The organism is Streptomyces sp. KR80 (assembly GCF_052245555.1).
In the GTDB taxonomy this organism is placed as follows: Bacteria; Actinomycetota; Actinomycetes; order Streptomycetales; family Streptomycetaceae; genus Streptomyces.
The window spans coordinates 117,094-136,548 of record NZ_JBQQCD010000012.1; the positions used below are offsets into that span (position 1 = coordinate 117,094).

At 72.1% G+C, this 19,455-nt stretch carries 16 protein-coding genes; 12 read left to right on the forward strand and 4 right to left on the reverse strand.

The genetic code is table 11. From position 1 onward, the window contains the following. The first annotated feature begins 237 nt into the window (after positions 1–237). The gene (locus ACTWQI_RS18575) at positions 238–984 is read left to right on the forward strand and encodes an SDR family oxidoreductase (protein WP_443271794.1); all 747 of its coding nucleotides are present in this window, start codon (positions 238–240) and stop codon (positions 982–984) included. Positions 985–1,004: 20 nt separating this feature from the next. On the opposite strand, the gene sigJ is transcribed toward ACTWQI_RS18575, so the two are convergent. Continuing rightward, positions 1,005–1,889, reverse strand: coding sequence for an RNA polymerase sigma factor SigJ (sigJ, locus tag ACTWQI_RS18580; protein WP_443271795.1), 885 nt, complete (start codon positions 1,887–1,889; stop codon positions 1,005–1,007). 181 nt (positions 1,890–2,070) lie between these two features. Between sigJ and ACTWQI_RS18585 the strand changes: the two genes are divergently transcribed. The 3 genes from ACTWQI_RS18585 (at position 2,071) to ACTWQI_RS18595 (ending at position 6,375) form a co-directional block, all read left to right on the forward strand. Further along, positions 2,071–2,916 (forward strand): alpha/beta fold hydrolase, encoded by an 846-nt coding sequence (locus ACTWQI_RS18585; RefSeq protein ID WP_443271796.1) that lies wholly within the window; start codon positions 2,071–2,073, stop codon positions 2,914–2,916. Positions 2,917–3,250: 334 nt separating this feature from the next. Next, a complete protein-coding gene (locus tag ACTWQI_RS18590) occupies positions 3,251–4,834 on the forward strand; it encodes an alkaline phosphatase D family protein (RefSeq protein ID WP_443271797.1) in 1,584 nt (527 codons plus the stop codon). A gap of 146 nt (positions 4,835–4,980) precedes the next feature. Further along, complete coding sequence (locus ACTWQI_RS18595) at positions 4,981–6,375, forward strand: GNAT family N-acetyltransferase (protein ID WP_443271799.1); 1,395 nt, start codon at positions 4,981–4,983, stop codon at positions 6,373–6,375. Here ACTWQI_RS18595 and ACTWQI_RS18600 read toward each other — a convergent pair. Continuing rightward, a complete protein-coding gene (locus ACTWQI_RS18600) occupies positions 6,293–7,540 on the reverse strand; it encodes a trans-sulfuration enzyme family protein (RefSeq protein WP_443271801.1) in 1,248 nt (415 codons plus the stop codon). The two genes, ACTWQI_RS18595 and ACTWQI_RS18600, sit on opposite strands and share 83 nt — an antisense overlap. Positions 7,541–7,599: 59 nt before the next feature. On the opposite strand from ACTWQI_RS18600, the gene ACTWQI_RS18605 reads away from it, so the two are divergent. The 4 genes from ACTWQI_RS18605 to ACTWQI_RS18620 all read left to right on the forward strand — a co-directional run bounded on the left by ACTWQI_RS18605 (position 7,600) and on the right by ACTWQI_RS18620 (position 10,585). Further along, positions 7,600–8,082, forward strand: coding sequence for an Lrp/AsnC family transcriptional regulator (locus ACTWQI_RS18605; protein WP_443271802.1), 483 nt, complete (start codon positions 7,600–7,602; stop codon positions 8,080–8,082). 47 nt (positions 8,083–8,129) lie between these two features. Then, complete coding sequence (locus tag ACTWQI_RS18610; protein ID WP_443271804.1) at positions 8,130–9,815, forward strand: DUF885 domain-containing protein; 1,686 nt, start codon at positions 8,130–8,132, stop codon at positions 9,813–9,815. Positions 9,816–9,964: 149 nt separating this feature from the next. Then, complete coding sequence (locus ACTWQI_RS18615) at positions 9,965–10,210, forward strand: hypothetical protein (protein WP_443271805.1); 246 nt, start codon at positions 9,965–9,967, stop codon at positions 10,208–10,210. A gap of 3 nt (positions 10,211–10,213) precedes the next feature. Continuing rightward, complete coding sequence (locus ACTWQI_RS18620; protein WP_443271806.1) at positions 10,214–10,585, forward strand: toxin Doc; 372 nt, start codon at positions 10,214–10,216, stop codon at positions 10,583–10,585. A gap of 60 nt (positions 10,586–10,645) precedes the next feature. Here the strand turns inward: ACTWQI_RS18620 and ACTWQI_RS18625 are convergent, their stop codons facing one another. Continuing rightward, a complete protein-coding gene (locus tag ACTWQI_RS18625; RefSeq protein WP_443271807.1) occupies positions 10,646–13,909 on the reverse strand; it encodes an AAA family ATPase in 3,264 nt (1,087 codons plus the stop codon). Continuing rightward, on the reverse strand, positions 13,906–15,084 hold the full coding sequence (locus ACTWQI_RS18630) for an exonuclease SbcCD subunit D (protein ID WP_443271809.1): 1,179 nt from the start codon (positions 15,082–15,084) through the stop codon (positions 13,906–13,908). Before ACTWQI_RS18630 ends, ACTWQI_RS18625 begins: the two co-directional genes overlap by 4 nt. A gap of 159 nt (positions 15,085–15,243) precedes the next feature. On the opposite strand from ACTWQI_RS18630, the gene ACTWQI_RS18635 reads away from it, so the two are divergent. The 4 genes from ACTWQI_RS18635 (at position 15,244) to ACTWQI_RS18650 (ending at position 19,442) form a co-directional block, all read left to right on the forward strand. Then, positions 15,244–15,591 (forward strand): transketolase-like TK C-terminal-containing protein, encoded by a 348-nt coding sequence (locus tag ACTWQI_RS18635; RefSeq protein ID WP_443271811.1) that lies wholly within the window; start codon positions 15,244–15,246, stop codon positions 15,589–15,591. A gap of 254 nt (positions 15,592–15,845) precedes the next feature. After that, on the forward strand, positions 15,846–17,180 hold the full coding sequence (locus tag ACTWQI_RS18640; RefSeq protein WP_443271814.1) for a discoidin domain-containing protein: 1,335 nt from the start codon (positions 15,846–15,848) through the stop codon (positions 17,178–17,180). A gap of 37 nt (positions 17,181–17,217) precedes the next feature. Further along, positions 17,218–18,444, forward strand: a complete 1,227-nt coding sequence (locus tag ACTWQI_RS18645) for an MFS transporter (RefSeq protein ID WP_443271816.1) — start codon at positions 17,218–17,220, stop codon at positions 18,442–18,444. Then, entirely contained in the window at positions 18,441–19,442 is a 1,002-nt protein-coding gene (locus tag ACTWQI_RS18650; RefSeq protein ID WP_443271817.1) for a hypothetical protein, read from the forward strand. Before ACTWQI_RS18645 ends, ACTWQI_RS18650 begins: the two co-directional genes overlap by 4 nt. Positions 19,443–19,455 lie beyond the last annotated feature (13 nt).

Here is a 19,455-nt window from a genome sequence, read left to right on the forward strand (position 1 = left end):
TCCGGGGGAAATTTTTTGCGACCTTGTTTATGAAAGGTTCCTGCACTATCTCTGCGACCATAGGGCGGTGCTCACCCTTGGTCAAGACCAATCCTCAAGCCGCTACCCCCTTCCCCGCGCCGCGGCAGCACAGCGTTCATAAGGCGTTCGCGAACCCCCCTCGAGCCGGGCAGCTCCCGCCGCAACGGTGAACGGGTAGTTTCGGATGATCAACGGCTGGACGGGAGGGGCGGAGCGATGGACCAGGTCACGGTGGTCACCGGCGGCAGCCGCGGGATCGGGGCGGCGGTGGCCGTGCGCCTGGCCCGCGCGGGGCACCGCGTCGGCATCGGCTACGAACGCGCTCGGGAGGCCGCGGAGCAGACCGCGGCCGCCGTACGTGCCGCCGGCGCGCAGTGCGTGACGGTACAGGTCGACACCAGCGTCGAGGAGCAGGTCGAGGCCCTCTTCGACAGCGTGCGGGAGCGGCTCGGACCGGTCACCGGACTGGTCAACAACGCCGGGATCACCGGCCCGCTGGGCCGCTTCGCGGACACCCCTCCCGAGGTGATGCGCCGGGTCGTCGAGGTGAATGTGGTCGGCGCGCTGCTCTGCGCGCGCCGCGCGGTGCGCGACATGTCGTCCCGGTCCGGCGGCCGGGGCGGGGCGATCGTCAACATCTCCTCCGGCGCGGCGACCACCGGCAGCCCCGGCGAGTACGTGCACTATGCGGCGAGCAAGGCCGCGGTGGACGCGATGACGATCGGGCTGTCGAAGGAGCTGGCCCCGGAGGGCATCCGGGTCAACTCGGTGCAGCCGGGCATGATCCGCACCGATATCCATGCCGCCATGGGCGACCCGGAACGGCCGTGGCGCGAGCCCGGCCGGGTGCCGATGCGCCGCCCCGGGGAGCCCGAGGAGGTCGCCGGAGCGGTCGCTTGGCTGCTCTCCCCCGAGGCGTCGTACACCACGGGCGCCGTCCTGCGCGTCGCGGGCGGCCTGTGAGTCTCCCGCCCCCGTCCTGTTCAGGGCGCGACCGCGCCGAGCTTGTTGGGGTTGCGGACCGCGTAGACGCAGGCGATCCGACCGTCCTCGGCGATGTCCAGCTGGACGACGGTGTCCGGCTGCCCGCCCGAGAGGATGAGGAGGGAGGGGACGCCGTTGATCTCCCGAGAGACCACCTCCATGTCGGGTGGCGGTTGCTGGGCCACGGCGCACAGGAAGCGGCCGACCTTGTCGGCGGTCTCCAGGACCCGCAGCGGGGCTTTGGCCTTGCCACCGCTGTCGCCCACGAACCTTGCGTCGGGCGCCAGCAGTTTCAGCAGGTCACCGAGGTCACCGCCGGTGGCGGCAGCGAGGAACCGCTCGGTGACGTCGCGCTGCTCGGCGGGGTCGACGGCGTAGCGCGGCCGCCCCTCGGACACATGCCGACGAGCACGGGCGGCGAGCTGGCGGACGGCGGGCTCGCCGCGCTCGAGGGCGGCGGCGATCTCCGCGTACGAGAGTCCGAACGCCTCGCGCAGCACGAACACCGCGCGCTCCAGGGGCGACAGGGACTCCAGGACGACGAGGACGGCGAGGGAGACTGATTCGGACAGCACCGCGCGCTCGGCGGCGTCCGGGACGGTGTCCGCGTAGTGAGGGGCGATCGGCTCGGGCAGCCACGGCCCGACATACGCCTCGTGCCGCGACTGGACGTGGCGCAGCCGGTCGACGGCGAGCCTGGTAGTGATCCGTACGAGATAGGCGCGCGGATCGCGGACCCGCGTGCGGTCGGTGTCCGACCAGCGCAGCCACGCCTCCTGAACGACATCCTCCGCATCGGCGACCCGGCCGAGCATGCGATAGGCGAAACCGGTCAGCAGCGGCGGGTGGTGCTCGAAAACGTCGGTTGCGGTGTCCATGGGCACGCTCTCATCCCACCCCGAGGGTGCGCCGCGTGTCCAGGTGGCACGGCGTGCCTCAGCCATCCGGCAGGCGCCCGGGATCCCGGCGCCGCGTCTCCCCCTTGAACTCGGGGCTACTCGGCGGTAATTGTTGCTGACACACCGTCTACGCCGCGCCGCACTCCGACGACCAGGAGCGACTCCCATGCCCGCAACGGCATCCTTCACGATCGACTCGACGACCGGGAGGCTCCCGATCTCCCTCGTGTACGAGCGCCGGGGCTCCGGGGAGCCGCTGCTGCTCCTGCACGGCATCGGTCACCACCGCCAGGCCTGGGATCCCATTGTCGACATCCTCGCCGTGGAACGTGACGTCATCGCGGTGGACCTCCCCGGTTTCGGGGAGTCCCCCGGGCTGCCCGACGGGGCGCCGTACGACCTCCCGACGGTGGTTCTTGCGCTTGGCGCGTTCTGTGCAGAACTGGGGGTGAACCGGCCGCACGTCGCGGGGAATTCCCTGGGCGGCCTCCTCGCGCTGGACATGGGCCGCTCGAAGCTCACCCGGTCGGTGACGGCGCTGTCCCCAGCGGGTTTCTGGACGCAGGCCGAGCGCCGCTACGCCTTCGGCGTGCTGCGCGGCATGCGCGTCGGCGCGCGGCTGCTCCCGCCGCGCGTGGTCGAGCAGCTGTCCCGGACGACCGCCGGGCGGGCCGCGCTGGTCAGCACCATCTACGCGCGGCCGGGGCGGCGCTCTCCGGAGGCCGCGGTGGCCGAGACGCGGGCGCTGCGGAACGCGACCGGTTTCCAACCCACGCTCAGTACGGGGCGCGGGGTGCTGTTCACCGACGACGTGCCCCACGTGCCGGTCACCATCGCCTGGGGCACGCGCGACCGGCTTCTGGTGCCCCGTCAGGGGGTCCGTGCCACGAACGCGATCCCCGGTGCCCGGCTGATACGGCTGCCGGGCTGCGGCCACGTCCCGATGAGCGACGATCCGGCGCTCGTGGCGCGGGTCGTCCTCGACGGCAGCGCGCCGGTGGGGTCCGGCTGACGCCGTTCCTTGGACCGCCGAACTCATGGCCGGGAACCGGCCCTCCGCTAGAGTCGATCTTGTGCGAGCCACCCGTCGGTGGCAGTGTCGGCCTTCCGGTCGCATGAGCAGTGGGGGGACCGGTCCGTGACCGGGCCGGGGCGCGACCGCGTCACCGCTGCGCGATGTCCATGGGCTTCTGTGCCGCGAGGGTGAGTTGTTCACTGAGCGTTTCGATGTCCGGCAACAGGCACCGGTAACAACGGCGTGGCACCGTGGACGATCGAACACGGTCGAAAAGTCGAACGGGAGTGAGCACATGGGGCAGGGAACGACACAGGGGGCCGGGAGAGACATGGGCCGGCGGTCACTGCTGCGCGGCGGTGCCGCGGCGTCGGCGGCCCTCGCGCTGCCGGCTCCGGTGACGCTGTTGGCGGGGGCTCCCGCGCAGGCGCTGTCGGGTCGGCCCGCGGCCAACTGGGGTGTGCAGGTGGGGGATGTGACCACCTCGTCGGGCCTGGTGTGGGTGCGGTCCGACCGCCCGGCGCGCATGATCGTCGAGACGTCTCCGACCGAGTCGTTCCGCGCCGTCCGACGCTGTGTGGGCCCCGTCGTCGGCCCCGGTACGGACTTCACGGGGACGACCGCGCTGCGCGGTCTGCCCCCGGGAGAACAGGTGCACTACCGCGTGGTGCTCGCCGACCCCGACGATCCACGGCGGACCGGCGAGCCGGTGTACGGCACGTTCCGTACGGCGCCGGTCCGGCGTACGGGGAGGCGCACTGCGGACGCCAGGACCGGCGTGCGATTCCTGTGGTCCGGCGATCTGGCCGGGCAGGGCTGGGGCATGAATCCCGACCGCGGCGGCTTCCCGATCTTCGAGGAGATGCGCCGCCGCGACCCGGACTTCTTTCTGTTCAGCGGTGACACCATCTACGCGGACGGGCCGATCGCGCCGAGCGTGACGCTGCCGGACGGCAGGATCTGGCGGAACGTCACCACCGAGGAGAAGTCGAAGGTCGCGGAGACGCTGGCGGAGTACCGGGGGAACTTCCGCTACAACCTGCTCAGCGAGGAACTACGGCGGTTCAACGCCCAGGTTCCGGCCATCGTGCAGTGGGACGACCACGAGGTGGTGAACAACTGGTACCCGGGCGAGATCCTGGATGACGCCCGCTACACGGAGAAGCGGGTGGACGTGCTCGCGGCCCATGCCCGTCAGGCGTTCACCGAGTACTTCCCCGTGTCGACTCTGCGTCCCGGCCGCGACGGACGCATCCACCGCGTGGTGCGGCACGGCCCGCTGCTGGATGTCTTCGTACTGGACATGCGGACGTACCGGAACCAGAACTCTCCGGGCCGGCAGCCGCAGGACACGCAAGGCGTTCTGGGCGCGGACCAACTGGCCTGGCTGAAGCGCGAACTGGCGCGGTCGCGGGCGGTGTGGAAGGTGATCGCCTCCGACCTGCCGCTCGGCCTGGTCGTCGCGGACGGTGCGGTGAACTTCGAGGCCGTGGCGCAGTCCGACCCGGGAGCACCGCTCGGACGTGAACTGCAGATCGCGGAGCTGCTGCGGTTCATCAAGCACCGAAGGATCACGGGCACGTTGTGGCTGACGGCGGATGTGCACTACACCTCGGCGCAGCACTACGACCCCGCGCGGGCGGCGTTCCAGGACTTCGAGCCGTTCTGGGAGTTCGTCTCCGGCCCGCTCAACGCGGGCGGCTTCCCCGCGGTGAAGCTGGACGGGACCTTCGGTCCGCAGCAGGTCTTCGTGAAGGCGCCGACGCGCGCGAACGTCTCGCCCCTCGAAGGCGGCCAGTACTACGGCGAAGTCGACATCGACGGTCACAGCGGCGAACTGACGGTGCATCTGCGCGAGGAGGGCGGCGCCGTGCTGTTCACCACAGTGCTCCAGCCCGGCCGGGTGGGTCAGTAGCGGTCGGCGGGAGCGTCGCAGGCCTGCCCCAGGCACGAACAGAGCTGCGTCCACGGAATTCCTTGAAAAACCGACCAAAAGCACCCTTAACCCATCGGACACAAGTCGTTTGTGATCACGCAATACCGGTCAGGAAGGCTGTTCCCATGACTGACGTGACCTCCGCGAAGACCAGCCGCCGCCCGCACCACTGGCGGCGGGACCTCATCGAACTCGCCGCCCTGTTCACCGCCGTCGCGGTCGCGGATGCGATCGCCAATCTGGTCGTCCACGGTCCGCACGGTCCGGTCCTGCTGGTGGCCTCGGCCGTTTTCATGATCGCCACGGCGGGATTCCACACCTGGTGGTCCCGGCGCCACAGTCATGCCCCGCCGAGAGGTGATACCGGCGCCGCCGCACTCACCGGGGGGACAGTGAGCCCGACCGCGGGCGACACGACGCTGTGGCGGATGCGGACGACCGTACGGGACGAGCCCGGCAGCCTCGCCGCGCTGTGCACCGCGCTCGCCCGGCACCGGGTGGACATCCTGAACCTCCAGACCCACCCCCTGTCCCACGGCACCGTGGACGAACTCCTGGTGCGCGCCCCGACCGCCCTCACCCCCGCCGAGCTGACCCGTCATGTCGCCGGAGGCGGCGGCAGCAGCACCTGGGTCGAGCGGGCCGATGCCCACGATCTCGTCGACGCCCCCACCCGCGTGCTGGGCCTCGCCACCCGTACCGCGCTGGACGCCGCCGAGCTGCCGCTCGCGCTGCGCCAGCTCCTCGGCCGCTGCACCATCCAGTCGTTGCCTGCCCGGTCGCCCGGCGGACGGCCGCTCGCCGACCCGGTTCCGGAGGAGGGCGTTCTCGAGGACACCGTGATGCGGCTGCGGGACCCCTCCGGTGGCGTGATCGCGATCGAGCGTCCGTACCTGCCCTTCACGCCGACCGAGTTCGCCCGCGCCCGGGCCCTCGTCGAGCTCGATGCCCGGCTCGGCCCGCGGGTGCCCGCCGGCCAGGACGTGCTGACCCTGCCGGAGGGCAACGAGATCACCGTCCGCCGGGCCGACCGCGGCGACCTGGCCGCCGCCCGTGCGATGCACGACCGCTGCTCGGGGCGCACGCTCGGCCTGCGCTACCACGGCCCGGTCGCCGACGCCGACCGCTACCTGGACCATCTGCTCAGCCCGCGCTACGGCCGCACGCTCGCCGCGCAGACCGCCTCCGGACGGCTCGTGGCCCTCGGCCATCTGCTCTGGGACGGCGATGAGACCGAGGTCGCGCTGCTCGTCGAGGACGCGTGGCAGCGCCGAGGCATCGGCATGGAGCTGCTGCGCCGGCTGGTCGCCCTGGCCGTCGAAGCGGGCTGCGACAGCGTGTACGCGGTGACGCAGTCGTCGAACACCGGCATGGTCGCCGCCATGCGCGGCCTCGGTCTGCCGCTCGACTACCAGATCGAGGAAGGCACCCTCGTCATCACCGCCCGGCTCGACCCGGCGCCGCTGCCCGCGCAAGGTCCTCACCGCCCCCAGGAGACGTACCAACCGTCCCGCCACTGAGGACCCGGCGGGCCCCGGTCCGCGGTGGGGCGCCGAGGGCCCGGTCGAGGTCGCGCCACAGATCCTCGACGTCCTCCAGCCCCACCGACATCCGCAGCAGCCGGTCGCCGACCCCCGAGGAACGGCGGTCGTCCGCATCCACGATGCGGTGGCTGATCGAGGCCGGGTGCTGGATCAGGGTGTCGACGCTCCCGAGGCTGACCGCCGGGGTGATCAACCGCACCCCGGCGATCACCTCGTGCGGTTCCCCGTACACCTCGAAGGCCACCATCGCCCCGCCCAGCTTCGGGTAGTGGACCCGGGCGACCCGGGGATGGGCAGCCAGCCGCCCCGCGAGTTCGGCCGCGGACGCCGACGCGGCGCGCATCCGTACGGGCAGCGTGGCCAGTCCGCGCAGCAGCAGATAGCCGGCCAGCGGGTGCAGCACCCCACCGGTGGCGAATCGCACCTGCCGCAACTGCCGTGCGAACTCCTCGTCGCAGCCGACGACCCCGCCCAGGACGTCTCCGTGCCCGCCGAGGTACTTGGTCGCGCTGTGCAGCACGATCCGCGCGCCGAGTTCGGCGGGCCGCTGCAGGACCGGCGTGGCGAAGGTGTTGTCGGCCAGCAGCGGTACGTCACCGCAGGCCGCGGCCACGGCCCGCAGGTCGATCTCCACCAGCGTGGGGTTGGCCGGGGACTCCACCATCACCAGACCGGTGTCAGGACGGATCGCGTCGGCGATGCCATCCGGGTCCACCCACGTCACCTCGGTGCCGAGCAGACCCGCGGTGAGCAGATGGTCGCTGCAGCCGTACAGCGGACGGACCGCGACGACATGCCGGAGTCCCTGAGCGACGCGGGCGAGGAGGCAGGCGGTCAGGGCCGCCATGCCGCTGGCGAAGGCGACCGCGCTCTGGGTGCCCTCGAGCCGGGCGAGAGCGGCCTCGAAGCGGGCCGTGGTGGGGTTGTCCAGCCGTGCGTAAACCGGTGGGCCCTCCAGCCGGGCACCCGTGGCGGCGAACGCGTCGAGCCGCGCCGCCTCCGCCCGGCTGTCGTACGACGGATAGGTGGTGGACAGGTCCAGCGGTGGCGCGTGCAGACCGAGCTCGGCGAGGTCCTCGCGGCCGGCGTGCACGGCTTCGGTGGCGAGCGAACGGGGTGGGGTCGCGGCTGTCGTCTCCATGCCCCGATGCTGAACACGCGCCGGGAGAGAGCGGCAGATCTCCGTGCTACGTTCGGTGAATGGCCGATTCGATACCTCTGGATCCGGTGGATCTCCAGATTCTGCGACTGTTGCAGAACGACGCCCGGACCACCTACCGCGACCTCGCCGAGGCGGTCGGCGTGGCGCCCTCGACCTGCCTGGACCGGGTGGCCCGGCTCCGCCGCTCCGGCGTGATCCTCGGGCACGAGCTGCGGCTCGATCCGGCCAAGCTCGGGCGCGGCCTGGAGGCGCTGCTGCTGGTGCAGGTCCGTCCGCACCGCCGCGAACTGATCGGTCCGTTCGTGGAGCGGATCCGCGCGCTCCCCGAGTCACGGGCCCTGTTCCACCTCACCGGGCCGGACGACTACCTGGTCCATGTGGCGGTGAGCGATCCCGTCGATCTCCAGCGGCTGGTGCTGGACGAGTTCACCTCGCGGCGGGAGGTGGCGCGCGTCGAGACCCGGCTGATCTTCCAGCAGTGGGCCTGCGGCCCGCTCCTGCCACCCGCGTCAGGTACGTAGCGCCACTCGCTGGTGACGCACGGCCCGTCAGGTACGAGGATGAGCGCATGTCCAACAACATCAGCAGTCCGTTGCCCCGTCAGGTCGCCGACGCCTTTGTGGACGCCCTCGTCGAACTGGACCCGATCACCGGTACCTACCTGGGGGTCGCCGAGAGCTCGAGCCGGCTCCCCGATTTCTCCCCCGCCGGGCAGCAGGCGCTCGCCGACCTGGCCCGTACGACGCTGGCCCGGCTGACCGAGGCGGAGGCCCGGCCGGGTGCCGACGATGACGCCGAGCGCCGCTGCGCCCGCCTGCTGCGGGAGCGGCTGTCCGCCGGCCTCGCCGTGCACGAGGCGCACGAGGACCTCCGCGCCGTCAGCAACATCCACTCGCCCGTACACGCGATGCGCACAGCCCTCACCGTGACGCCGGCCGTGAGCACCGAGGACTGGTCGGCGATCGCCGAGCGGCTGCATGCCGTCCCGGCCGCCGTGGAGGGCTATCGCGTCTCGCTGGCCGAGGGTCTTGACCGCAAGCTGCCGGCCGGTCCCCGGCAAGTGGCCACCTTCATCGGGCAGTTGGACGACTGGGTCGGCAAGGACCGCAGTTGGTTCGCCGAGTTCGCCTCCGCGGGGCCGAAGGAACTGCGCTCGGAACTGGACATGGCGGCGGCCGCCGCGACCGGGGCCCTGGCCGACCTGCGGGACTGGCTGCGCGGTAGCTACGCCCCAGCCGTCGAGGGCGCCCCCGACGTCGTGGGCCGGGAGCGCTACGCGCGCTGGGCGCGTTACTGGAACGGCACGGATCTGGACCTCGAAGAGGCCTACGCCTACGGATGGTCGGAGTACCACCGGCTGCTGGCCGAGATGCGCACCGAGGCGGAGAAGGTCCTGCCCGGCGCGGCGACTCCCTGGGAGGCGTTGGCGCATCTCGACGAGCACGGTGAGCACATCGAGGGCGTGGAGGAGGTACGGGTCTGGCTCCAGGGGCTGATGGACGAGGCGATCGAGGCGCTGGACGGCACGCACTTCGACCTCGCGGAACGGGTCAAGAAGGTCGAGTCGAGGATCGCCCCGCCCGGCGGCGCCGCCGCTCCGTACTACACCCCGCCGTCGATGGACTTCTCCCGCCCGGGCAACACCTGGCTGCCGACCATGGGCGAGACCCGCTTCCCCGTCTATGACCTGGTGAGCACCTGGTACCACGAGGGCGTGCCCGGGCACCATCTGCAGCTCGCGCAGTGGACGCACGTCGCCGACCGGCTCTCCCGCTACCAGGCGACGGTGGGCGAGGTCAGCGCCAACGTCGAGGGCTGGGCGCTGTACGCGGAGCGGCTGATGAACGACCTGGGCTTCCTCACCGACCCGGAGCGGCGACTCGGCTACCTGGACGCTCAGATGATGCGCTCGACGCGGGTGATCGTCGACATCGGCATGCATCTCGCGCTGGAGATTCCGGCGGATTCGCCCTTCCACCCCGGCGAACGGTGGACGCCCGAACTGGCGCGGGAGTTCTTCGGTCTGCACAGCGGGCGTCCGGCCGACTTCGTGGACAGTGAGCTGATCCGGTACCTGGGTATGCCGGGCCAGGCCATCGGATACAAGCTGGGCGAGCGCGCCTGGCTGACCGGCCGCGCGGCCGCCCAGGCGGCCCACGGTGATGCCTTCGACGCCAAGGCATGGCACATGGCCGCACTGTCCTTGGGCTCGCTCGGCCTGGACGACCTGGTCGAGGAACTCTCCCGGCTCTGAGGGAGCCGTCCCGTCCGGCCGGTGGGCGGATGCGCCGTCGGCCGGCTGGATGGGGGTGACCTCGGGTGGGCCCCCGGCCGGTACCGCGGTGGAAGGTGCGTGACCTGCGCATCTGTTCACAGCGGTACCCGCAGCGGTACCGTGACCGCATGCCAGCCCTGAACGTGGAATTCAGCGAGCGGGAGCTCGAGGACCTCCGGGCCATCGCCAAGGAGCGCGGCACGACGATGAAGGCGATCGTCCAGGAGGCGACCGCCGCGGACATCGCCCGCCACCGCGCCCTGCGGGAGGGCGCCGAGGTCTTCCGCCGGTTCTTCGCCGACAATGCGAAGGCCTTCGCCGAGGCCTTCCCCGACGACGAGCCCGGCCCCTCTGCTCCGGGACGGGCCGCCTGACTCATGGCCCTCCACATCGATGTGCCCTGGCTTCTGCAGCGGCACGAGGAAGTCCTGCCCGAGCAACCGGCGATCGCCGACTTCTCCGGGTTGGTCGCCGCCGTCGCCCGCCACCGCGTCGAGCCGCCCCGGCTCGGCGTGGACCCGGACGCCGCCTGGCGCGCTGCCGCGCTCCTGCACACCCTGGCGCTGCTCAAGCCCTTGCCGTCGCGCAATGCGCGATTCGCCTGCGCGACAGCCGTCGCGTACATGCACGCCGGCGGGGAGGGCATCGACCCGCCCTACGGCGCACTCATCGACCTCGTCCGGGACCTCCAGTCGGGCACGGCGACGGTCTTCGACGCGGCCGACCGCATCCGGTCCTGGCGCATCTGACCGGCGGACAGCGGCGGATGCCGTCGCCGGCACCGGTGTCGTACGTCGGACGGCGCGCTCTCAGGTGCCGGTGCGTGGCGCGCGGTGCCGTACGGATGAGCCGGACCGTTCCTTGACGACCTCCAGCTGGGCCGGGATCCGCTGCCGGAGATCGGCGATATGGCTGACGATCCCGACCGTCCGGTCGCGCTCGCGCAGCGCGTCCAGCACATCGAGCACGTCGTCGAGCGTCTGCTCGTCCAGGCTGCCGAACCCCTCGTCGATGAAGAGGGTGTCGAGCCGGGTGCCGCCGGCCTCGTCGGTGACCACATCCGCGAGGCCGAGCGCCAGGGACAGCGACGCGAAGAAGGTCTCCCCGCCGGAGAGGGTGGCGGTGTCCCGCTCGCTGCCGGTCCAGGCGTCGACGACCTGGAGTCCGAGTCCGGACCGGCCGCGGCCGCCGGCCCTGGCGTCGGTGTGGACGAGGGTGTAGCGCCCGGCGGACATCCGCTGCAGGCGCACGCTCGCGGCCGCGGCGACCTGTTCGAGCCGGGCGGCGAGGACATACGACTCCAGGCGCATCCGGTGCTCGTTCTCGGCGGAGGTGCCCGCGGCGAGGGCCGCCAGCCGGGCCACGCGCTCGTACTCCGTACGGAGCGGGGCGAGTCGTCGTGCGTCCGCGGTGGCCTCTGCGCTGAGCCGGTCGAGCTCGGCGCAGCGGGTACGGGCCGCGTCCTCCTGTGCCGAGGCTTCGCGCAGCCGCAGCGTGGCGGTCTCGACTGCTGCCTGGGCGGCGGCCGGGTCGGCGGCGGGCAGCGCCGCTGCGGCCGTGGTCCGCGGGTCGGCGAGCTCCCGGGCAACCGCCGCGGTCTCGGCCTGCCACTGGTCGACACAGCGCTGCAGCTCGCGCCGCTCGGCGTCGGCGAGTCGCGCGTCGGCCGCGGCCTGCGGCGTGCCGAAGCCGGCGGGGAAGGCGGCGTCGGCGAGGCGTGCGTCGGCCTCCTTCAGCCGCCGGGCGGTCGCTTCGGCCGTGCGCACGGCCTCGCCGGTCTCGCCGACGAGGGCGGTGAGGCGCTCCAGTTGGGCGGCGCGGTCGGCGACGCTCGGCGCGCCGCCGCGGGCGCGGGCCAACTCCGCTTCCAGCTCGGCCTGTTCCCGCGCCAGTGCGTCGCGGCGCGAGGTGCGGGCGGCGGCGCGGCGCTCGGCCTCCTGCTGGGCGGTGCGGCGGCATTCGTACTCCCGCTCCGCGCGGGCGAGCGCCTCGCGGGCGGCGTGGGTGTCCGCCGCGACGGCACGGGCGTTGGTGTGCGCCTGCTGCACGGTCCGTACTTCGTGACGGAGTTGGGACAGGGGCGTGTCGCCCGCTGCCGCAGCCGCCCCCGCGAGGGCCTCCCTCAGGGTCCGCACCTCGCTGTCGGCCTGTTCCCGTGCGGCGTCGGCCCGCTGGTGGGCCTGGAGTGCGACGTCCTCCGCGGCCCGGTCCACATGGTCGGCCGACGTGCGGGCCGGCGCGGGATGCTCAGTGGCGCCGCACACCTTGCACGGCTCTCCGGACCGCAGCTGGGCGGCCAGTTCGGCGGCGATGCCGTCGAGCCGCCGTTCCTTGAGCTCGAGCCACTGCTGACGGGTGTCGGCGGCCCGGCTGCGCGCCTGCTGCCATCGTTCCTCCGCCTCGCGTACCCGGTCGGCGAGGTGGTCACGGCGCTCGGCGGCGTCGAGTCGCCGGAGAGCCGGTTCGATGTGGGCCCCGAGCTGTTCGGCGCGGGTACCGGCCTCCAGGGCGGTGTCGATGCGCTGTTGGAGGCGGAGCCGCACCGACTCCCATTCGGCCAGCCAGCCCGCGGCCTCCTCGAGCACCTCGTCGTCGGCGCGTGACTCGTGGTCGAGGTCCGCCCGTTCGGCGGCAAGCCGAGCAGCCCTCTGCTCGGACCGGCGGGCCGCGGCCAGGCGGCCCAGCTCCGCGCGCAGTTCGCGTTCCACGGCTGCCAGGCTCCCCCAGCCTTCGGCCGGGTGGGGGTCCCCCCGGCGCAGCCAGGGGGCGTGCCCCCAGGCGCCCGCGTCGGTGAGGTCGCTCAGCAGGCCCGCCCTCGGCTCCGGCGGATCCGCGCCTACGGCGGCGACGCCCGGCTCACCCTCGGAGGTGGTGGTAGCCCACTCTGACGTCCCTCCGAGCTTCCCCACGGGCCCGGACAGTTCCCGGGCCAAGGCCTCCCGGTGGTACCGCAGTGCAGTGACGGCGGCTCTTTGCTCCCGCTCGGCGGTGTCGCGCAGGTCCAGCGCGGGCACGACGACGTCGGCCGACCGGGCGCGCTCCAGGCGCGCCCGCAGCCGCGCGAACTCCTCGCCGCGGTCGGCGAGTTCGGCCGACCGGCGCCGGGCGTCGGCGTGGGCGTGCTGCAGCCGGGCGCACTCCCGCACGTCCTCGCTCGTACGCTGGGCGCTCCGGTGGGCGGATTCGGCGGCGCGGACCGCGGCTGCGGCAATGTCCAGGCGCTCGCGCGCACTCGTACGGGCCAGCGCGGCCCAGCGCAGGACGGCATCGGCCAGACCCAGGTCACCGGGAGCCGGCAACGCCCCGTCCGCGCGGGCCCTCGGGCGGACGGCCGAACGCTGCTCGGGCAGCCGGGTCCCGGCGGGGTCCGGCTCCATGAGCAGGGGGCCGCCCGGTTCGGCGCCGTCGCCCGCTGCCTGATGCATGCGGTGGGCGAGGGCCAGCAGCCGCTCGTCGCCCCGGCGGACCTGATGCTGGGCGACGGCCCGCAGCTCGGCGAGGCGCTCCTCGACAGCGGCGAACCGACGAGTGTCGAAGAGCCTGCCCAGCACCTTGGCCCGGGCTTCCGCGTCGGCGCGCAGAAAGCGTGCGAAGTCGCCTTGCGGGAGGAGGACGACCTGGCAGAACTGCTCCCTGCTCATGCCGAGCAACTGGGCGATCTCCTCGCCCACTTCCTGGTGGGAGCGGCTGAGGCCCTTCCACCGCCCGTGCGCGTACTCGCTCAGCAGCGTCTGGGCCTTGTCCCGGGTGAAGCCCTCTCCGCGCTTCTTGGGACGGTATTGCTCGGGGCGGCGGATGATCTCCAACCGGCGCCCGCCGACGGTGAGGTCGAGCAGCACCTCGGTGGGCGTAAGCGGGTCGGCGTGGTCGCTGCGCAGACTCTGGCCGCTCTGCCGCGCGCCGGGCACGCCGCCGTAGAGGGCGTAGCAGACGGCGTCGAGCACGGAGGTCTTGCCGGCGCCGGTCGGCCCGTGCAGCAGGAACACGCCCGCTGCTGACAACTCGTCGAAGTCGACTTCCTCGGTGCCGCCGAAGGGTCCGAAGGCGGAGATCCGCAGCCGGTGCAGTCTCACCGGCCCACCTCGCACACGCCACCGCGGATCGCCGCACCGGCCCGTACGTCGTCCAGCGCGCCTCGGAGCACGGCCCGTTCGCCGTCGTCGGGACCGCTGCCGGCCCGCACATGCGCGACGAAGTCCTCGGCGATCTGCTGGTCCGTACGGCCTTTGAGCCGCTCGGCGTACGAGGCGAGGGGGTCCTCGGCGGCGCGCTCGGGGGCGAAGACGAGGCTGAGCACATACGGGAAGCGCTCGGCCAGCCGGGCCATCGGCTCGTGCGGGCGGACGGGGTCGGTGAGGGTGACCTCGACCCAGGCCTCCTCGTGCCGCTCCAGCTCCGGGTCGGCGAGCAGGTCGTCGAGGTGGCCGCGGATTCGGGCGAGGGGGCGTGGCACGGGGCAGTCGATCCGCTCGGCCGTGAGCGCACCGCCCGCCCCCAGATCGATGAGCCACATGCTCTTGCGTTGGTGGCTCTCCGAGAACGAGTACGCCAGCGGTGAACCCGAGTAGCGGACGCGGTCGCTGATCGTCTGGCAGCCGTGCAGATGGCCGAGTGCGACGTAGTCAACCCCGTCGAAGATCTCGGTCGGTACGGCGGCCACACCACCGACGCTGATGTCGCGTTCGCTGTCGCTGCCCGCGCCGCCGGAGACGAAGGCGTGGGCGAGGACGACGGAACGGGTGCCGGACGGGCGGGTGGCAAGGTCCGCACGCACCCGGTCCATGGCAGCGCCGAGCACGGCCGCGTGCCCCGGCTGCTCGGCGCCCAACTCCTCCCGTACAAGGGCCGGTTCGAGATATGGGAGTCCGTAGACCGCGATCTCGCCGTGTTCATCGGTCAGGACGACGGGGTCGGCGCAGCCGGCGGGGTCGGTGCGCAGATGAATGCCGGAGCGCTCCATCAGCCCGGCCCCGACGCCCAGTCGGCGCGCAGAGTCGTGGTTGCCGGACGTCATGATCGTGGGAACGCCCAGGCCGGCGAGGCGGTGGAGGGCGCCGTCGTACAGCTCGACGGCGGCCAGCGGAGGCACCGCCCGGTCGTAGACGTCACCGGCGACGAGCATCGCGTCGACGTGCCGCTCCCGCACCGTCTCCACGAGGTGGTCGATGAACGCCTCCTGGGCGGACAGCAGGCTCACCCGGTGGAAGGACCGGCCCAGATGCCAGTCGGATGTGTGCAGGAGTCGCATGATCCCCGACTGTAACGGTGGGCACTGACACCCACGGGCGCTCGACCACGCCGAGCTGCTGGAGCAGCGGCGCCGCTCGGACGTCTCCATGCTGCCGTCCGCCGTCGAGCCGTTGGCTCGAGCCGTTGGCCGTATCCGCGCTGGAGCCGTTGTCCGTCGGTGCTGCTGATCGCCACCGGTAGCGAGGTCCATCTCGCGCTCGAGGCCCATCACAAGCTAGCCGCGGAATCCATCCGCTCACGGGTCGTCAGCCTGCCCTGCTGGGAAATCTTCGAGCGCCAGCCCGCCACCTACCGCGACGAGGTCCTGCCGCCGTCGATCACCGCCCGCGTCGCCGTGGAACAGGGCGCCACCCTGGGCTGGGAGTGCCATGTCGGCCGGGACGGCGCGATCGTCGGCGTCGACGACTTCGGCATCTCGGGTCCGATGTCGGCCGTGCTGCCGCGCTACGGCTTCACCACCGACGCCGTCGTACGGGCTGCCCGGGACCAGCTCCGCATGGACTGATCAGCCCGGAATCCAGCCATCACACCGACTCGGCGACCGATTAGTAGGAAGGTTTCCTGCCAGCTGTTGACAGAGGCATGGCCCCTTGCCACGATCCCTGCAGCGGCTTGGCGCGGCGTCCGTCATGGCGGGCGTGACGCGCTCAGTTCGAGCTCTGACCCGGCCGCTGCGCTTCCGCCCTGCCCTCGTGGGCTGCTAGAGGCGGACCGCAGCGCCGTGTGTCCAGCTCGCACCTCAGGCCCAGGAGTCCAGGCATGCACCTGATCGCCTCCAGAAGTCCACGTCGTATCGTCCCCATCGCCCTCGCCGCCGTCCTCGCGCTCGTCATCGGCGCCCTGCTGACCCTTCCCGACCGCGCCGGCGCCGCCGATCAGCTCGTCTCCCGGGGCAAGTCCGCCACCGCCTCCTCGAACGAGGACTCCACCCTCGGTCCGGCCAACGCCTTCGACGGCGACACCTCGACCCGCTGGGCCAGTGCCGAGGGCAAGGACCCGCAGTGGATCCGTGTCGACCTCGGCCGCAGCGCCACCGTCTCCAGGGTCGAGCTCACGTGGGAAGCCGCCTACGCCAAGGCGTACCGCATAGAGATCTCCGCCGACGGCACGACCTGGACCCGGCTGGCGAACGAGACGGCGGGCAACGGCGGCAGGGACGACTGGACCGGCCTCACCGGCAAGGGCCGCTACCTACGCGTGTACGGCACGGCCCGCGCCACCACCTACGGCTACTCCCTCCACGAAGTGGAGGTCTTCGGCAGCCTGGAGGGCGGCGGCCAGCCGCCCACGACGGGCCGGTTCGCCGTCGTCGCCGCCGGGGACATCGCGGCGCAGTGCACGGCCGACTCCAGTTCCTGCGCCCACCCGAAGACCGCCGCACAGGCGCAGAAGCTCGACCCGAAGTTCTACATCACCATGGGCGACAACCAGTACGACGACGCCACCATCGCCGACTTCCGCAAGTACTACGACACCTCGTGGGGCAGGTTCAAGGCGAAGACCCGCCCCACTCCGGGCAACCACGAGACCTACGACCCCGCGGGCGAACTCGCCGGCTACAAGTCGTACTTCGGCTCCATCGCCTACCCCCAGGGCAAGAGCTACTACAGCTACGACGAGGGAAACTGGCACTTCATCGCCCTCGACTCCAACGCCTTCGACGACAGCGCGCAGACCCAGTGGCTCAAGGACGATCTGGCCGGGAACACCAAGGGCTGCATCGCCGCGTACTGGCACCACCCGCTGTTCAGCTCCGGTGACCACGGCAATGTCCCGGTCAGCAAGCCCGTCTGGAAGATCCTCTACGGCGCCGGAGCCGATCTCGTCCTCAACGGACACGACCACCACTACGAGCGCTTCGCCCGCCAGAATCCCGACGGCAAGGCCGACGGGCGCGGCATCGTGGAGATCATCGGCGGCATGGGCGGCGCCGAGCCGTACCCCATCGAGCAGGTTCAGCCCAACAGCCAGAAGCGCATCAGCGGTCCCTACGGCGTGCTCGCCCTCGACCTGACCGACACCACCTTCGGGTGGCGGTTCGTCGGCACCGACGGCAAGTCCCTGGACACCAGTCCCACCTACACCTGCCACTGATGGGGTTGACTGCTGTTCGCTCGCGGATCCCGGACCGATGTATCTCGCCGCCAGCCGCCAGGACGCGCCGTCCCCCGTGGATAAGCCATCGGGGCGGCGGCGCGTGCCCGGCACCGTTCTCGCACTCGGCGCGGTCAGCCTCGTCACCGACATCTCCTCCGAGATGGTGACCGCCGTACTGCCGCTGTATCTCGTGCTCGAACTGGGGCTGAGCCCGCTCCAGTTCGGGTTCCTCGACGGGCTCTACAACGGCGTGAGCGCGCTCGTCCGGATCGCCGGCGGGCATGCCGCCGACCGACGGCAGCGGCACAAGCTGGTCGCGGGGGCGGGCTACGCCCTGTCCGCGCTGTGCAAGCTCGGCCTCCTCGCCGCCGGGAGCTCGGCAGCCGGGATCGGCGGTGTGCTGGCCGCCGACCGACTCGGCAAGGGCGTACGAACGGCGCCGCGCGACGCGCTGATCACGCTGCACAGCGACCCCCGCGACCTCGGACGGGCCTTCGGCATCCACCGGGCCATGGACACCACCGGCGCTCTGCTCGGCCCGCTGGTGGCGTTCGCGCTGCTGTGGGCGACCGCCGACGCGTACGACGCCGTGTTCGTCGTCAGCTTCTGCATCGGGATGCTGGGGGTGGTGATGCTGGTGACGCTCGTGCCGCAGGACCGGTGCAGGGCCGCCGCCGAGCGGACGCCGCGAGCCTGGCGGCGCCTGCTGCGCGCTCCCGCCGTCCGGCGGATCCTGGCGGCGGCCACCGTGCTCGCACTGTGCGGCGTGGGCGATGCGTTCGTCCACCTCCTGTTGCAGCGGAGACTCGGCCTGGACGCGGCCTGGTTCCCGCTGCTCCCGCTGGGCAGCGCCGCCGTGTACCTGCTCCTCGCCATCCCCCTGGGGCGGCTCGCCGACCGCGCCGGGCGACGCACCGCCTTCCTCGCAGGTCACGCCGCTCTCTTGGCCGTTTACCTGGTGCTGCTCGGTCCAGTGGGCGGGGTACCGCTCGCCGTGACGGCCCTCGTCCTCCACGGCACGTTCTACGCGGCCACGGACGGCGTCCTCATGGCGCTCGCCGGGCCGCTGCTCCCGGAGGACCGCAGGGCAGGCGGGCTGGCGCTGCTCCAGACCGGCCAGACGGTGGGCCGGCTGCTGGCGTCGGTTCTCTTCGGGGCTGCGTGGACGGTGTGGAGCGCCGATACGGCCCTCGTCCTCGCCGCGGCCGCCCTCGCCCTGGGACTGGCCGTGGCGACTGTGTTGTTGAAGGAGGCTCATTGAGCGCCCGGTCGAAGATCGTCGTCCTCACCGTTGCGGGAGCCCTCCTGGCCACCGTGGCGCTGACGTACACCCTCCATGCGGCCCATCGCACCGACGCGACCGCGGCCTCATCTTCATCCAGGAGGTCCGAACTCGCCCTGGACCGAGGCGGCCTGCTCCATCTGGACGGCACCGACCGGGTTGCCCGCCTCGGGGGAGGCGTCTCGAACCTGTCCTGTGAACGCTTCCACGCCTCCGCCCGGAGGGCCGTGTGCCTGACCCGCCGCCCGGGACTCCCGCCACGATCGGAAGCCGTTGTCCTGGACCGGAAGTCGAGGGAGGTCCGCCGGGTGAAACTCGCCGGTATCCCCAACCGGGCCAGGGTCTCACCGTCGGGCCGGATGATCGCATGGACGACGTTCGTCACCGGGGACTCCTATGCCACGTCCTCGTTCTCCACCAGGACCGGAATCCTCGACATGCGCACCGGCTATCTGATCAAGAGCATCGAGAGCATCCCCCTCCGCATCGACGGCCGCCGCTACCACGCTCCCGACGTGAACTACTGGGGCGTCACCTTCGCGCGTGACGACAACCGCTTCTACGCCACGGTGTCCAGCGCGGGCCGGACCTATCTCGTGGCGGGCGATATGGCGAAGTGGTCGGCTCGCGCCCTGCGCCGCAACGCCGAATGTCCCTCGCTGTCGCCGGACGGCACCCGCGTGGTGTTCAAGAAGAAGGTCTCCGGCAATCCGCGGCGACCGTGGCGGCTCCACGTACTCGACCTGACCACGATGCGGGAGACGCCGCTTGCCGAGAGGGCGAGCGTCGACGATCAGGCGGCATGGCTGGATGACAGGACGGTGGCGTACGCCCGGCCCGGCCGGGCGAGGGGAACCTCCGACATCTGGTCCGTCCCAGCCGACGGCTCCGGCGCACCACGCCTGTTGGTGCACGGCGGCTCCTCCCCGGCCCCGGTCGGCTCGGGTAGACCAGCACCGGCTGGGGACTTCGGCTGAAAGCGCCCCGGGC

Bases quoted from the DNA above. Each gene is read 5' to 3' on its own strand.
- ACTWQI_RS18575 (WP_443271794.1), top strand. From the start codon at position 238: ATGGACCAGGTCACGGTGGTCACCGGCGGCAGCCGCGGGATCGGGGCG.
- ACTWQI_RS18585 (WP_443271796.1), top strand. From the start codon at position 2,071: ATGCCCGCAACGGCATCCTTCACGATCGACTCGACGACCGGGAGGCTC.
- ACTWQI_RS18590 (WP_443271797.1), top strand. From the start codon at position 3,251: ATGGGCCGGCGGTCACTGCTGCGCGGCGGTGCCGCGGCGTCGGCGGCC.
- ACTWQI_RS18595 (WP_443271799.1), top strand. From the start codon at position 4,981: ATGACTGACGTGACCTCCGCGAAGACCAGCCGCCGCCCGCACCACTGG.
- ACTWQI_RS18600 (WP_443271801.1), bottom strand. From the start codon at position 7,540: ATGGAGACGACAGCCGCGACCCCACCCCGTTCGCTCGCCACCGAAGCC.
- ACTWQI_RS18605 (WP_443271802.1), top strand. From the start codon at position 7,600: ATGGCCGATTCGATACCTCTGGATCCGGTGGATCTCCAGATTCTGCGA.
- ACTWQI_RS18610 (WP_443271804.1), top strand. From the start codon at position 8,130: ATGTCCAACAACATCAGCAGTCCGTTGCCCCGTCAGGTCGCCGACGCC.
- ACTWQI_RS18615 (WP_443271805.1), top strand. From the start codon at position 9,965: ATGCCAGCCCTGAACGTGGAATTCAGCGAGCGGGAGCTCGAGGACCTC.
- ACTWQI_RS18620 (WP_443271806.1), top strand. From the start codon at position 10,214: ATGGCCCTCCACATCGATGTGCCCTGGCTTCTGCAGCGGCACGAGGAA.
- ACTWQI_RS18630 (WP_443271809.1), bottom strand. From the start codon at position 15,084: ATGCGACTCCTGCACACATCCGACTGGCATCTGGGCCGGTCCTTCCAC.
- ACTWQI_RS18640 (WP_443271814.1), top strand. From the start codon at position 15,846: ATGCACCTGATCGCCTCCAGAAGTCCACGTCGTATCGTCCCCATCGCC.
- ACTWQI_RS18645 (WP_443271816.1), top strand. From the start codon at position 17,218: ATGTATCTCGCCGCCAGCCGCCAGGACGCGCCGTCCCCCGTGGATAAG.